The sequence below is a fragment of the Aurantimicrobium minutum genome, from assembly GCF_029893825.1.
Lineage (GTDB): Bacteria > Actinomycetota > Actinomycetes > Actinomycetales > Microbacteriaceae > Aurantimicrobium > Aurantimicrobium minutum_C.
In genome coordinates, this window is the sequence record NZ_JARXXV010000001.1 from 674,703 (window position 1) to 689,637 (window position 14,935).

8 protein-coding genes are annotated in these 14,935 nt (G+C 55.2%); all 8 read right to left on the minus strand.

Going from position 1 to position 14,935, the window contains the following annotated elements; translation table 11 throughout:
- Window positions 1-8: 8 nt before the first annotated feature.
- The 8 genes from M2120_RS03230 to mutM all read right to left on the minus strand — a co-directional run bounded on the left by M2120_RS03230 (window position 9) and on the right by mutM (window position 14,927).
- On the minus strand, window positions 9-5,753 hold the full coding sequence (locus M2120_RS03230) for an Ig-like domain-containing protein (RefSeq protein WP_280797279.1): 5,745 nt from the start codon (window positions 5,751-5,753) through the stop codon (window positions 9-11).
- Window positions 5,754-5,755: 2 nt separating this feature from the next.
- A complete protein-coding gene (locus M2120_RS03235; RefSeq protein ID WP_280797280.1) occupies window positions 5,756-6,862 on the minus strand; it encodes a serine/threonine-protein kinase in 1,107 nt (368 codons plus the stop codon).
- An 81-nt stretch (window positions 6,863-6,943) separates the two neighbouring features.
- Entirely contained in the window at window positions 6,944-7,759 is an 816-nt protein-coding gene (locus tag M2120_RS03240; RefSeq protein WP_280797281.1) for a PP2C family protein-serine/threonine phosphatase, read from the minus strand.
- 45 nt (window positions 7,760-7,804) lie between these two features.
- Window positions 7,805-8,482 (minus strand): FHA domain-containing protein, encoded by a 678-nt coding sequence (locus tag M2120_RS03245; protein WP_280797282.1) that lies wholly within the window; start codon window positions 8,480-8,482, stop codon window positions 7,805-7,807.
- Between the two features lie 11 nt (window positions 8,483-8,493).
- Window positions 8,494-12,039 (minus strand): chromosome segregation protein SMC, encoded by a 3,546-nt coding sequence (smc, locus tag M2120_RS03250; RefSeq protein ID WP_280797283.1) that lies wholly within the window; start codon window positions 12,037-12,039, stop codon window positions 8,494-8,496.
- Between the two features lie 83 nt (window positions 12,040-12,122).
- Window positions 12,123-12,887, minus strand: coding sequence for an IclR family transcriptional regulator (locus M2120_RS03255; RefSeq protein WP_280797284.1), 765 nt, complete (start codon window positions 12,885-12,887; stop codon window positions 12,123-12,125).
- Window positions 12,888-12,979: 92 nt separating this feature from the next.
- A complete protein-coding gene (locus M2120_RS03260) occupies window positions 12,980-14,059 on the minus strand; it encodes an alanine racemase (protein ID WP_280797285.1) in 1,080 nt (359 codons plus the stop codon).
- Between the two features lie 10 nt (window positions 14,060-14,069).
- A complete protein-coding gene (gene mutM / locus M2120_RS03265) occupies window positions 14,070-14,927 on the minus strand; it encodes a bifunctional DNA-formamidopyrimidine glycosylase/DNA-(apurinic or apyrimidinic site) lyase (RefSeq protein ID WP_280797286.1) in 858 nt (285 codons plus the stop codon).
- Window positions 14,928-14,935 lie beyond the last annotated feature (8 nt).

Sequence of the window (14,935 nt, forward strand, 5' to 3'; positions counted from 1 at the left end):
AACGGTAATTACGGGGTGGGAATGTAGATGGGGGCAGGTGTTCCGCTGGACGTGGAACCACCTGGACCGCAGTCACCAGCAGCTGTGCAGCCACGAATAACAACAGTCTGGCCTGTGCCGGAACTTCCTCCGGCTTGGAAGTAGGCGGTTTTATCGATTTGATAGGTCGGTGTGGATGCTCCCACAACTTCGGTCAAATCAACCCAGTTGCTCCCGATCTGGATTTGCCACGTGCGAATCGAGCTCTGCAGGGAAGCAACTGTGGGGTTTTCTACCCGAATGACGAAGTCACGGCCATTGGTCAAGGTTGAACAGGTAACTGCAGGGGTTGCCAGTGGCATTTCTAGACAGGTAGCACTGTCGTAGGAAGCAGCTCCAGGAATACGCTGCGTAATGGTGACACTGGTTGTCTGTGCAATACAGCTAAAGCCGTTGTCTGCATAGACAACGTAGTTGTAGTTACCCACGCTCTTTGAAGACGTGTCATTCCAGGACGTAGCTGAGCCCACATTTGTAGCGCCGCTTTGGTATCCAGCCAAACATGCACCATCACTGAAGCTTGAGGTTCCACCCTTGACGTAATAGGTGACAGAGTTGGCACCATTTGCACCCACAGCATTCCAACTCAATGTTGTTTCACCCTGAGCGCCGGTCTGGGTGGCCACCAGGCCACCTGCCGGCTGTGGTGCACCGATAGCGGTAATTGAGCCAGAGCTGGTGGTGTTCCAGTTATCTGTGTCGGCATTGTTTTGTGGTGTTACCCGGGCAACGTATGAGTGTCCTGGGCTGAGCCACAAGGTGGGCAAGCTGGTCACATTCGCGGGCTGGTCATAGCTGGCGCGAACGGTGGTGCCATCTTCGATGATCGTGACCACGTACTTATTAACCGGGCTTCCGCCGGAGGGAGTCCCAACCGCACTCCACGAGACGTTGATGCCACCGCCTTCAGGGTGGCCGGAATCATAGGCAGCAGTGGAAATGTTGACCTGTGCAGGACCTGCAGGAACCACATCAGCACTGAGTGGTTCGCTCCAGTTGCTCAGCTGCGACGTGCCAATGGCATTTGTTGCACTGACAGTGAAGCGGAAGCGCTGTCCGGTGGGCAGCCCATCAAGTGAACAGATCGTGGAGGTGCACTCCTTGCGATAGCCGCCGTCGCTCTCCACGGTGTATTTCGTGATGGACGAGTTGTTTGCAGCTGGTGCTGGCCAGGACAGTGTGAGTGTTCCTGAAACAAAGCCGGCAGCACGAGTGGGTGCCTGCGGTGCTGAAGGAACATCTTGCACCGAAATGTTGATCACTCCCCAGACATAGCGGTCTGGATCATTGGTGGCATCAGCTACTTCATATTGCAACGTTGTGTCACTGGGGTCTGCATTCGCCGAGACCGAAACGGTGAGCGTGGACTTATCCGCAGACGGCGTCACGGTGACACCGGCAGGGATATTGCCACCATCCAAACCTCGCACCGAGAGGACCTTCAACGGTTGTCCAGGGAAGGGGTTGGTGGCCTGATCATTAGCCAACACATCGACGGTCTGTGTCTCTCCACGCTTCGCCACGATGCTGTCGGTGACGGGGATAGCTAGTGGGCGGGTGGAGGGAACAAACCGAATAATGATCTGCCCGGAAGTTCCTTCAGAGACTTTGTCTTTCACCGTGACGGTCAAGGGAACGGTGCGACCCTTGACCGCATCATTGCTTGCCTTCAGGGTGAGCGTTTGTCCGTCGAGGGTTGCCGAAACTCCTTGCCCAGCGCCGTTGACGGTGTATTCGAGTTCGTCTTGATCGTCTACGTAGGGGTAACGCGTGACACGAACGAGATCTAGTGTCTTCTCTTGTCCTGGCTCGAGGTCAATATTGGCACCAAGCATTACTGGTGGCATGTTTTCGCGAGGGGTCACGGTGATCGGCAGCACAATCGTGGCAGTGTGAGCACCGGGTGAAGTAGCAGAGTCCCCGTCGGTGACTTCAAAGGAGATGGAGGCCGGACCAAAGTAACGGTCTTCACTGGTGAAACTCAAAGTGGTGTCATTGACTACCAGGCGTGATCCATCAGCGTGTGTGGCACGAACCGTGGAAGCATCTGTGAGTTTCACGCTCTTGCCCAATGCAGCAATGACATAGTCATTGAGGTTGATTCGCAGAGGCTGTTCACTGACAACGGTCAGTGGTGCGACACCCCGCTTACGCTGAGGCAGGGCATCATCCGTGCCAGGAACCCAGATAAATGCGGTCGAGGTGACACTGGGGTCATCGGGGTGGGCAACAGTAAAGGGGATGATTTGGCTTTGCGCCAACACCTGCACACGAACAGTGTTGCTTGAGATAACACGAGCGGTAGCACCATAGCCATTGACTATGGTTGGGCGCAGACTTGAGACCGGGCCGTCGGCAAAGAACGCATTAGCCATCACGTTCACGTCCACACTGTTGTGGCCAAGAATGTCGGTCAAGCTGACCACGGCATCTGAGATGACAGGTTTTGCCAAGGGTGCCTGAGCTTGAACATCGAGGGTAATGAAGTTGGAAGCAGAGCCGGCAATATCGTTCTCGATTTCATAGATCAACCCATAGCGACCGGGGGTCAGCGGTGCAGTGATCTTGACCAGGTCTCCCACTATTTCTGCCGTGACGGAGTCGTCTTGTGGGGTGACGGTGACCAGTGTGAGTGGACGGCCATCTGGGTCAGAATCGTTTTGTAGGGCACGAACATAGACGGTGTAGCCAGGTCTAGCCGTAACGTTATCTGCCACCGCCACCGGGTTGCGACCACCGGCAAGTGGTTCTGCAATTCCCACCCGTATCGTGGCACTTGCTTGTGCACCGAGAGCATCCACTACCGAGTAGGTGAATTGGTCTGTGCCTGTTGCATAGGCCGAGGCTTCATATTCGATCCAATCTGCGCCGACAGAACTGATGGAACCCTTTTCAGGGTTGGTGTCCAGTCCCACGAACTGGACCGAGTCACCATCTGGATCAATGCCCACCAACGGTATGGGGATGCGCACTGTCTGCCCCGACATGGCACGTGCTGTCACAGCACGTGGTGTCGGTGGCTGGTTGGTATCTTCATCGATGGCACGAACCGCAATCGTGACGGTTCCACTTGCCCACTGCCCGTTATCTGCATTCACGCGGTACACAGCAGAGTAAGTGCCGGGGTTGGTTCCAGCTAGGAAGCGCAGTTGGTTTCCAGATACAAAAAGCAAACCTGAGCCTGCGGGAACATCCTGATCTAGGTTTGGAGCCAAACTCAGCTCTCCCCCGTCTGGGTGAATATCGTTGGCGAGGACCGGAATCGTGATGACGTCCCCTACGCGAACAGCGACAACGTCGGGAACAGCAACCGGTGCTTGCGCGATGGTGGGGGCAGGTGTTTGCACAACCGTGATGGTTCCCTCACTTTGCGAAATACCGTTACTGATTCGGTATCCGAAGGAAACTGCCTGATCTAGTGGTTTGGTCAGCGTCACACGCACCAAACGGTGATCAACTATCTCAACTTGTATTCCGGACTCCACCGGAACATTCATTGTTCCGGTCACCACCAGCACACCGCCTGCGGGGTCGCGGTCTGTGGCGGTCACGTCCACTGTTCGTGATTGCTGAAGAGGAACATAGACGGCATGTGCTGCAGTGATGGGCTGAGCAGAGATCTCTGGCGGATCAATCACATCCACGCGGACTAAACCAGAGCCCGTGGTCTGACCATCGGTCACCGCATAGGTGACATAGGTTGAACCGGTGCGAGAAGCCGTGACGGAGAAAGAGAAATCGGCGAAGTCGGTGACGATATCCATTCCCGGAACAGCGGGAACACCGGTAAGGCTAAGCACCCCAGATCCACCGCGAATGTGGGAAGACGGGTTGATGCTCAGCGGCTGACCCTGAATAGCAATCACCGCGAAAGCTTCGGCCACGATTGGAACCTGACCTGCCGCCTTCACATTGACCTGGACTGATCCAAAACCTGATGCACGGCCGTCAGAAACTTCCAAGGCGATCTGCTTAGCCCCGCCGCCACCTCGACCAGAGTCAGTGAAGGCGACTCGACCAGCAGGTGAGTAGGAAAGCGAATCAGGCTGTTCAGTAGTTGCAGAAGCAACAAAGATGGCATCGCCATCGGGATCAACCCAGTCACCTAAGACATTGACAATGACCTGACCGCCCATTGCCACATCGGTGCGGGTTGGTCTGGCCTGAACAGGTGGTGAGTTTTCAGAATCAGGGTGAATGTTGAGGGTGACAGTTGCCGATGCTTCCCCACCTCGACCATCGGAGATGGTGTAGTCGAACTGGGTTGCTCCTGCCGCATCTGGAGCCAGTCGAACCATGACTTGGTTACGGTCTGCGCTGATATAAATTTCCCCCAGTGCTGCAGGTATCGACGTGATCGAATCGATCACTAACGCATCACCGTTGGGGTCATAGTCGTTGAGCAGTACGGGAAGGGACGTCACTCGTCCCGGGCGAGCACCCAGATCGTCATCAACAGCAACCGGTGGTGCAGGATTCTTGTCATACTCTGGCGAATCAGCATTGTTGGTTTGAACAACCTGTTGTTCAAGTGCTTGCTGAGCTAACAAAGAATCCCAGTTGTCGATCAGGCGAACACCGCCTTGGACCGCCCAGACAAGGCCGTTGAGGGAGTCATTGAGCGCAATCACGCCATCGCTCGTGCGGAACGTGAGTTCGGCAGAACCAGCCATCGACTCTGCGTTTTCCACGCGGTTTGCTTGCGCGCCACAGGTGGACCACACCGTGCCACCTGACCACGCAGCATATGCGCAATCCCCTGAAATCAGCGGTGCCGCTGGGCGTCCATTTGCTGCCGTGATGACAGTGCTATCGCCGTTATCCAGGTTGAGTGCGGTGAGACCTGAGCTCAGCGCCAACAGCACAGAGCTGGTTCCAGAAACAGTTGTCGACTCAGTAGAGTTGGCGTTCACGCCCACAGTGCTGGGTAGTTGCATCTGGGCTTGAGACAGTTCCGTGGAGGTTGCACTGAGCTGGATTACTCGCCCTGCAGTAATGAGCTGTGCATTTTGAGTATCGAGCACTGCCCAGCGTTGTCCCACCAGCGTGATCTGAACCTTGCCCTTGGTGAGCGTGGCGTCGATCGCAGAGCTTTCAGGAGTGACAGAGGTCAAGGTGTTGATGGTGGAGAGAGTGTTCGTCTTTGCACTGACCCCCACAAGTAGTCCTGCGTCATTGACCGCCACAACCGAATCTGCTCCCACGGTGAAGTTGGCGGGCTGAGTCTGGGCATCAAAGTTGGTGATAGTAGCTGCGGGAATTACCCACACATCACCGGTGCTTGGCGCATGCAAGATCACATTCTCACCAGAAAGTGCAGCATAGGTCACATCTGCCGGAAGTGGAATGCTTTCAGAAACTTCACCAGTTGTCTGGTCAACCACGTCTAATGACCTGGTTGCATCATTGATCAGAAATACGTGTGAGGCGTTTTGCACCAAATCCATCTGACTGGAGTCGGTGGTCAATACGGTGTTGAGTTCAAAAACTTTGGTGTTTGCTCGCCCAATTGCCTGCTTGTCACCGTTGGTGACCCACACCGCACCGTCATCAAGATTCACGCGTTGTGCTTGATAACCCGTGGCCACAATTGCACCAATGATCAGCAGTGCCAACACACTTGTTGCCGCAGTCCACTTGATCACCGTGCGGCTCAACACAGAACGTCCAGGCACGGTGTCCCCCAGAATGCGGGTCAACCAGGAGCGAAACATGACTATCCCGCCACCTGTGCAAGAACAACAGTGACGATGGCAACAACTGCCACTGCTGCTGTGGCAACGCTGATCAACAGCTTGCGTCGACGCTTGGCAGCCACGAGAGTCAACTCATCACGCAGGGCAGGAGTGGAGTTATATCCTTGGCGACGCCAGCCTGGGTTGGCATGAGCATCGAGAGGGGTGAGTGCTGTTCGATCGTTCTCATTGATCACAATCGCGCTAGAACCCCACTCATCCCCCACCACGTCGATAGGTGTTTGGGCCAGACCCAGAGAAGTTTCAACCTGTTGCAACTGGCGAGCAAACTCGAGAGCCGAGTGTGGCCGGTCAATTGGGTTCTTACTCATCACCTTGGTGAGCACTTCTTCCAGCTTCGCTGGAACATCACCGCGGCCAATCGGTGTCGGCTTGGATTTCAGGATACGCCCCGCCAAGTGCCCCGGAGAGTTATCTTTGCCAGGAACTTCAAAGGGTGAGCGACCTGCCAGCAGGGAATACACCGTTGCACCCAACGCCCAGATTTCTGAAGCTGTCGACCCAGTGGTGCTTTCTCGAATCACTTCCGGAGCAGACCACGGAACTGACAATCCGACAGCGGTGGAGTTATCCCCCAGATACACAGACGAGGCAATACCGAAGTCACTGAGCACAGGGTGGCCATAGGCCGTCACCAGAATGTTGCCGGGCTTGATATCGCGGTGTAGAACATTAGCTCGGTGCGCGGTTTCTAAGGCGGCAGCGATACGAATACCGGTGCGCAAAGCTTCGGAAACAGGAATCGTTTCAGCGCGGAAGCGTTCACCGTAGCCACCCACACACACTTCGGTGACGAGATATGGCCTGCCATCCGAACTCACCCCTGCCTCAAACACACTCAAGATGGAGGGATGAGTGCTCAGCTGAGACATCAGCTGAGCTTCAGATTGGAACATGTCGCGAACGCGAGGGTTGACCACCTCGGGCAACAGGACTTTGATCGCCACATTTCGCCGAGGGAGCTGTTGCTCATAGAGAAAAACATCACCAAAGCCACCCGAGCCGAGGACTCGAACGAAGGTGAATCCGGAGAGAACAGGCGGGGTTGCGGGGAGTCTTCTCGACATCTGCCACCACCTTCTTCGCCCTGGGTGAGCTTCATACGAAACTCAACGCAAATAACGCCGTAAATTCAGCGCAATTGAAGTTTAGGCAGGTGAAACTGAGGATTCGGTGTGCCCCACCGTGACCGCAATAACGTCGATCACAATCAGGGTGACGTTGTCGCGGCCGCTGTTGGTCAATGCAGCATTCATCAACTCGTTGACCGCATCTTCGACGGTTGCTGAGTTGGTAAGGAAGTGTTCAATTCCGACATCTGTGAGCTCTTTGGTGAGCCCGTCAGAACACAGCAGCAAACGCATGCCAGGAACAACAGGGAGAGCAACATAGTCAGGAATGGGCTCGTCAATAATGCCCACCGCACGAGTAATCACGTTGGCGTGTGGGTGGTAATCCGCCTCTTCCTTGGTGATTGTTCCGGCATCCACTAGCTGCTGCACTACGGAGTGATCAACCGTCACCTGCTGGAAGGTGTCTTCCAACTTCACATACACGCGAGAGTCACCAATGTTGAATACTGCCCACTGCAGTTGTGGGCCTTCTTGCACCAGCGCAACACCGGTGACCGTAGTTCCAGCACCCTGCTGATCTTCGGTGAGTTTGTTGCGCAGATCCACGACCGACATCGCCAAGGCCATCTCGAGGGCATCGAGATCTGCAAAACCAGGCTTTTCTAGGCCTGCAATGCGTTGAACAACACAGTCGCTGGCAATATCTCCAGCACTGTGTCCACCCATGCCGTCTGCAACAGCAAAGACGGGACAGGCAATCGCATAGGAGTCTTCATTGTTGGCACGGTGGTTTCCCACATCAGTGCCAGCAGCCCATGACAGGGTGACGCTCGCACCGGTACTCGTGTCGACAACAGTCGTGCCGGTCGAGTTCTGGCCAAGGGCAGTCACAGGAAAATCTCCAAGAAAACGGGGTTACAACCGCGGTGAATACGGCTAACCAAGAACTTCAAGTCTATTACCGTCACCGAGGTCAATAATCGCGCCCACAGCCAGTGCCATCGAGTCTCCGGGAGCAAGCAAGATTGTGGGCTTACCTGGGATGATCACGCGCGTGCCATTGGTTGAGCGCAGATCTGTCACCACGACCACATCTCCCACTGCCTCAACACGGGCATGCGTGGAAGATACGACACCTTCTGGCGAAGCCAGAACAACCAGTGAGACTCCCTGTTCTCCACGCAGTGGTGCGGATGGAAGGCGACCCAAAATGACCGGGGTGGTCAGTAAATACTTGGTTCCGTTAATGTGTCGCAGTCGAAAGCGAGAAACCTGCTCGGGAGCAGGTTCGCCAATACCTGCATCACTGCCCTCAAGATCGTCATCATCGATTTCTTCAATCAGTGCACGAACGCTCTCGGAAGTGTCCAGCATGGAGCGCAAGATGGTGTTGTATTCATCAGTTGTGCTTTCGGGAACAACCGTGTCATCACGGGTGATCACGGTTGAATCATCGGGCACCACGGTGTCGATGACTGTGGTGTCAATCACCTCAACAGAACCCACCACAGTTTCCTCGATGGGAACACGAATGATGGTGTCATCACTGGCATCAGTGCCGATGACAGTGTCATCGTTGGCGGTGATGCGCGTGTTGTCGTCGGGTGAAGTCATGATGTGTGTCGCTAGGCAGCTGGCGTGTTCTCCGTTGCCGACACGCGCTGACCCACCACAGCAGAGACACCGTCCTGGCGCATCGAGACACCATAGAGGGCATCTGCGATTTCCATCGTGCGCTTTTGGTGAGTGATCACGATGAGCTGACTGGAGTTACGCAGGTCTTCAAAGATCGCCAGCAGACGTCCCAGGTTGGCATCATCAAGAGCTGCCTCGACCTCGTCCATGATGTAGAACGGCGAAGGGCGAGCCTTGAAAATGGCCACCAGCAGTGCAACAGCTGCAAGCGATCGTTCACCACCAGAGAGCAGACTCAGGCGGTCAATCTTCTTACCCGCAGGCTTGACCATGACCTCAATACCGGTGGTGAGCAGGTCATCAGGGTTGGTCAACGCAATGCTTCCTGAACCACCGGGGAAGAGGATGGGGAATACTTCAGCAAATGCTGCTTGGGTGTCATCGAAGGCAGCCTGGAACACCGACTGCATCGTGGTGTCGACTTCCTCAATGATCGTCATCAAGTCCTTGCGGGTGTTGGTGAGGTCAGTGAGTTGCTCAGTGAGGAAGGTGTGGCGCTGTTCCAGCGCGGCAAACTCTTCCAGTGCCAACGGGTTCACACGGCCAAGCTGACCGAGCTTACGCTCTGCTTTCTCCAGGCGGGTCTGCTGTTCGGAACGGTTGTAGGGCTTAGTTTCTGGCTCTGCATCTGCAGGCGCATCAACCTCTACTGGAATAGCAATGGGAACCTCAGGGCCGTATTCGGCAATGAGGACATCCTCGACAAGTCCTAGTTCATTTCCTGCACGCTCGAGCAGTGCTGACAGGTGCATCTTCTTTTCATAGATCTGCAGCTCGAGGCCGTGCACGTTCTCGGTAATGGAGTGCAGACGTTCACGAAGTTGTGATTCTTCTTGGCGCAGCGAAACCAGTTCCTGGTTTTGTGCTGCGCGGTCAGCTTCACGCTGCGCCAGAAGGACGCGAGCCTCGGCAACTGATCGATCTACCGAATCCAACACCGCAGGCAGAGCATCAGCAACACCAGCAGCGGCATCAATCTGGCGACGGCGAACAACAGCACGACGTGCTGCTTCTTCTGCCGCAGCACGATCAGCTTCAAGCTGCTGGCGCAGACCCTCGACACGAAGTTCTTCTGCACGAACACGTTCGCGCGCAGTTTCTAGTTCAAGACGGGCTTGAACTTCTTGCTCTCGAACCTGTTCCAACTCAGCAAAGAGTTCATCTCGAGCAGAAACATCCAAGATGGGGCGTGGCCTGGATTCAACAGCTTCCAGTTCGCTTGTGGCACGATGGGCATTCTGCTCTGCTTCTTCCACCGAGGAGGCAGCCAAAGCAAGTGACGCACTCAAACGCTCAGATTCTGCAATGGCTGCTTCAACCTGCACGCGAGCACGGTTGAGTGCTTCAGAGCGGGCTGCCAGCTGTGAATCATATTCACGCAAGGCAGCAAGGGATGCGGTTGAGCGTTCCTTGGCAACCTGGGCAACTCCGCGCTGGTCTGCCAGTTCTAGTCGTGCCTTATCGATTAGGCCCACAACTTCATCCAGTCGCTTCTGCGCTGCATCACGGTCAGAAACGAGCTCAATACGGCTCTGCTTAGAACCAGATCCACCACGCAACACAAATCGTGTGAGTACTTCACCAGCTTTGGTGATGATCGTCACATTGGCATCAGCTGAATCAAGGCCTTGCTTCCACGCTGCCCGGGCAGCATCGAGATCATCAGCAATGACAGTTGCGGCGAGTAATGCCAGTACTCCTTCAGGACCAGTGACGACGTCTGCCGCTGGAACAACACCGGCCACAGAAGGTAATGACAGTGACGACTTTCCTGGCTTGGCTGCAACAACAATTTCTACGCGCCCCAGATCATCGCGATCCACGTTGGCCAGCGCAGAGATGGCGGCATCCATGTCATCGGCCAGTACTGCGTCAGAGAGGGAACCCAAGCCAGCAGCAATAGCGGCTTCGTAACCGGTCTTAACCTGAATGTGTTCTGCAACAAGTCCACGAATACCGGAGAGTTTGGCTTTCACCAGGGCCGAAGAACCATCTTTTTGATCTAGCGCCATCGAGAGTGCACCAGTGCGAGCTTGAAGAGCATCGCGCTCACGCTCGAGGGTGTGGAGCTCATCACGCAGGCGATCGATGGTGGCATCTGCTTCCACAACCGCTGCTTGCGCAGCTTCATAAGCGTCGTTGAGTCCAGTTTCTCCTGCGGTGGTGTCAGCAGAGTCAGATTCAACCTGTGCCAAGTTTTCTTGAGCAGAAACTTTACGCTCGGTTGCCGCATCCAGTGCGTTCTGCTGACGCAGCACTTCACCACGAACTGCGGCCAAAGCTGAATCTGCAGCTTCTTTCTTTCCACGCAGTGTGGTCAGTTCAAGATCGTGCTGAGAGACCAGTGCAGACTGTGCTGAGATTTGTTCGTCAATCGAGTCCAGCTTTTCACGGGCCACTACAGTGGCCTGCTGTGATGCTTGCCAGGCGGCTTCGGCAGCAGTAACGATGCCTCGCATGACCTCAACTTCGGATTCAGCACCCTCGATCATTGCCTGGTTAACACCAGAACCTAAAGGCTGTTGATCGGTGTCAGCACCAAGCAGAGCCAAGCGCTGATTGGCCAGGTTGTAGAGACCACGCAAACGTTCCTGAATGGACTCCAGCGCAAAGACGGTCTTCCGCGCAGACTCAACATCATCAGCACTCTGATCTGCTTCGAGGCGGCGCACGCGCAACATGGTTCGCTCAAGCTGTTCCTGCAACACAATGCGTTCGCTGTGACGCTCAGACTCGGTCTTGTTGTGAGCATCAAGTGTGGTGCGCAACTGAACAACATCATCAGCCAGGATACGTGCGCGAGCATCGCGCACCTCTGCCTGAATACTCTGTGCTTCACGCGCAATCTCGGCCTGGTGTCCCAGTGGCTTGAGCTGGCGACGAACTTCGGTAGCAAGGTCTGTCAATCGGGTGAGGTTTGCTTGCATCGCTTCAAGCTTGCGCACGGTCTTTTCTTTGCGTCGACGGTGCTTGAGAATTCCGGCAGCTTCTTCGATGAAGCCACGACGATCTTCTGGGCTTGCCTGGAGCACGTTGTCGAGACGACCCTGACCGACGATGACGTGCATTTCTCGACCTAAACCAGAGTCGGATAGGAGTTCTTGCACATCGAGCAAACGGCAGTTCTCACCATTGATGGCATATTCGCTCGAGCCGTTACGGAACAAAGTTCTACTTATGGTGACTTCGGAATATTCGATGGGAAGTGCACCATCTGTGTTGTCGATGGTGAGCAGAACCTCTGCGCGGCCTAGTGGGCCGCGGGTGGAGGTTCCAGCGAAGATGACGTCTTCCATCTTGCCGCCGCGCAGGGTCTTTGCACCCTGTTCACCCATAACCCAGGCGAGGGCATCAACCACGTTGGACTTACCCGAACCGTTCGGTCCCACCACACAGGTGACTCCGGGCTCGAAGGCGAAAGTAGTCGGCTGGGCAAACGACTTAAAGCCTTTGAGCGTCAGGCTTTTTAGATACACGTCGAATGGCTCCCCGAGTCAGCAGTGCAGAACGCACTAGCTAACAAATTTACTGGATATAAAAGCCAGTGAAAACCACAGTTTTAGTGGTCGTCTTCGAGTTCCTTACGTATCGAATCTGACGCCTGCTGCAGCACCTCAACTAAACGAGGAATATCCATGTGAGTGAGGTGAGCAACGACACCGACTGCAGCAACGCAGCGACCTCCGCGAAGGATGGGTACGGCCACAGATCCATTACCTGCAGTGCTCTCCTGTCGAGCAATGGCATAGCCGCGGTTCTTAGTTTCCACCAACTCTGTCTTGAGCTTGACCGGATCCACGATCGAGTAGGGGGTGGTGCGCGTCAAGGGACGACTGAGGTATTTCTCGATAGCCTCGGGGCTTTGCCATGCCAGCAACACCTTACCCACACCGGTGGTGTGGAGGGGAAGGTGTCCACCTGCACGAGAAGCGGTGTGCACCGAGCGCTCGCCACCGATTCGGTCGACATAGAGTGCCTGTCCGCGGTCGAGCACAGCGAGGGTGATGTTTTCACCTGTCTCTTCATACAGACGAGCAAGTGTGGGGAGTGCACGGTGGCGCAGCTGGTCGCTCACGGGCGCTAGCTGACCGATAGACCACACACGTGTGCCGATGCGGTAGCGGCGGTCCGATCCTCGAACGAGGAATCCCCCGGCAACGAGTTCTGCCACGACGCGGTGGGTGCTCGACATGGGAAGCAGTGACTTCTCGGAAAGTTCAGAGAGCGTCAGTGCACGACGTCGCTCATTGAAACAGCCAAGAACAGCGATGCCGCGACCGATTGAAGAAATGGGTGCTCCGGCAGTGGTGCGTGCTGGACTCATGAAATATCTGCCCTTTCAGGCTTCGAGAATGAAGGTTCCAATGACCGGAACATTACTCCTCATTTATCTCGATATCAAGATATATCGCGAAATTAGGAATTTTTTCCTCGCGCAGCGACCTTCCAGCGGTCAACGAGAGCACCCCGATCGAAGACAAAAACCTCGTCTGCCAGATTCACGGTGTTACACACATGGTTGGGAATGACAGAAAGAACATCTCCCACAACAGGGATATTTTTCTCGCCAGCAAACTCGATCGTGGCGTGATGTTCAGACAGGGCCACGATGCGGGCATCGGGGAATCCTTGGATGCGGCCGTAGCCCGTGGCATAAGGTGCCTTATCTGCTCCCAGAGCTTTACTCCCCGCATCAACAATGACCCTGTTGCCGCGCACGCTCACAACGGTGCCCTGAACCGTCAACGCAATGTCATCCCAGCCACATGAACCTAGTTCAAGTTGTTGAGCGTCATTGAACACATACACGCCTGGTCGTTGCTCTGTCACCACAGAAGCATCAGCTTCTGCCAGGGATGGGGTGGATCCCCCACTGACCATGAGCATGTCGGCTAGACCCAGAAATTCAAGCTGTTGCCGTGCGGTTGCTAATGCGACCGCTTCATCTCGAGCTGCCGCAGCCCGGCCGTCGAGTGCATAGCTGTGGCCAGGGAAGGTAAAGCAGCCGGCAATCTGGAGTCCCATGTTCAGCAATTGTGAAGCGAGTTCCGCCACCGAGTCAGGTGATATTCCGCTTCGGTGATGACCCGAGTCAACCTCAATGACCAGTTCAACGTGAGATGCTCTCCCACCCAATAATTCAGAGAGACGCTTTCCTGCTGCCACAGAATCGATTCCCAACCGAATAGTTGAGTGGTCGAGAAGTGCCGCTAATCGTTGAGCTTTCACCGGGGTCAACCACAGTGGATACGCAATCATCACGTCAGTGAACCCGGAAGCAACAAAAACTTCTGCTTCACCTAGCGTCGCAACCGTAAGACCTAACACTCCAGCTGCTTCTTGCATGCGCGCAATTTCAATGATCTTGTGCGTCTTCACATGAGGGCGGAGGGCTATTCCTGCAGAACGCGCTGCGTCAGCAGCGCGGGCAATGTTTGCTTGCAGCGTGCCAAGTTCAATCGCAACGTAGGGAGTCTCTGGCACAGTAAGGGTCATAGCCTTAAGACTACTTTTTCTGACACTTCGGGCAGAAGTGCGAACCACGATTCATGAAGGTCACCCGGCGAATAGGAGTCCCGCACCGCGGACACGGTTTCCCCTGCTGACCATAGGCATTGAGGCTGTGCGAGAAGTAGCCTGATTCTCCATTGACGTTGACGTATTGCTCGTCAAAACTGGTGCCACCCTCAGCCAGAGCTTTATTCAAGATTGCTCGAACAGCGCTCAGAAGCTCTCTGGCCTTAGCCTTCGATAACGTATCTGAGGGTTTCTCGCCATGAATCTTTGCCGCCCACAACGACTCGTCTGCATAGATGTTTCCCACGCCACTGATCAATGTCTGATCCAGCAGTGCCCGCTTCACTCCCGTGCTCTTCTGACGTAAACGAGTAATGAAGGCCTCGTCATCAAAGAACTCATTGAGAGGATCAAGAGCAATGTGTGCTGCCTGAGAAGGAACGAAACCAGAGGCTTGCTCTACGAGTTCATCAACGGCCATAGATCCAAAGATGCGCTGGTCAACAAAGTTGACCAGAAGCTCACCGTGTTGAGGGTGAGAGATCTCGTATTGAATCCTCAGGTGGCGGTCTGCAGGAGCATCTAGTTCACGCAGCAGGACCTGGCCACTCATTCCCAGATGCGTAACCAGTGCATCTCCGGTGTCCAGTGGAAACCACATGAACTTGCCTCTGCGCTGCGCAGATAACACCGTGGCACCTTGCAGCATGCCCACAAAATCTCCCCGGCGTGCATCGTGACGTTTGAGGGAGCGCGGATCAAACACGCTCACCGTTTCAATTCGTGCGCCCACGAGTGCTGGCTCTAACCCAGCCCGCACCACCTCAACCTCGGGAAGTTCAGGCATGAGAGAAA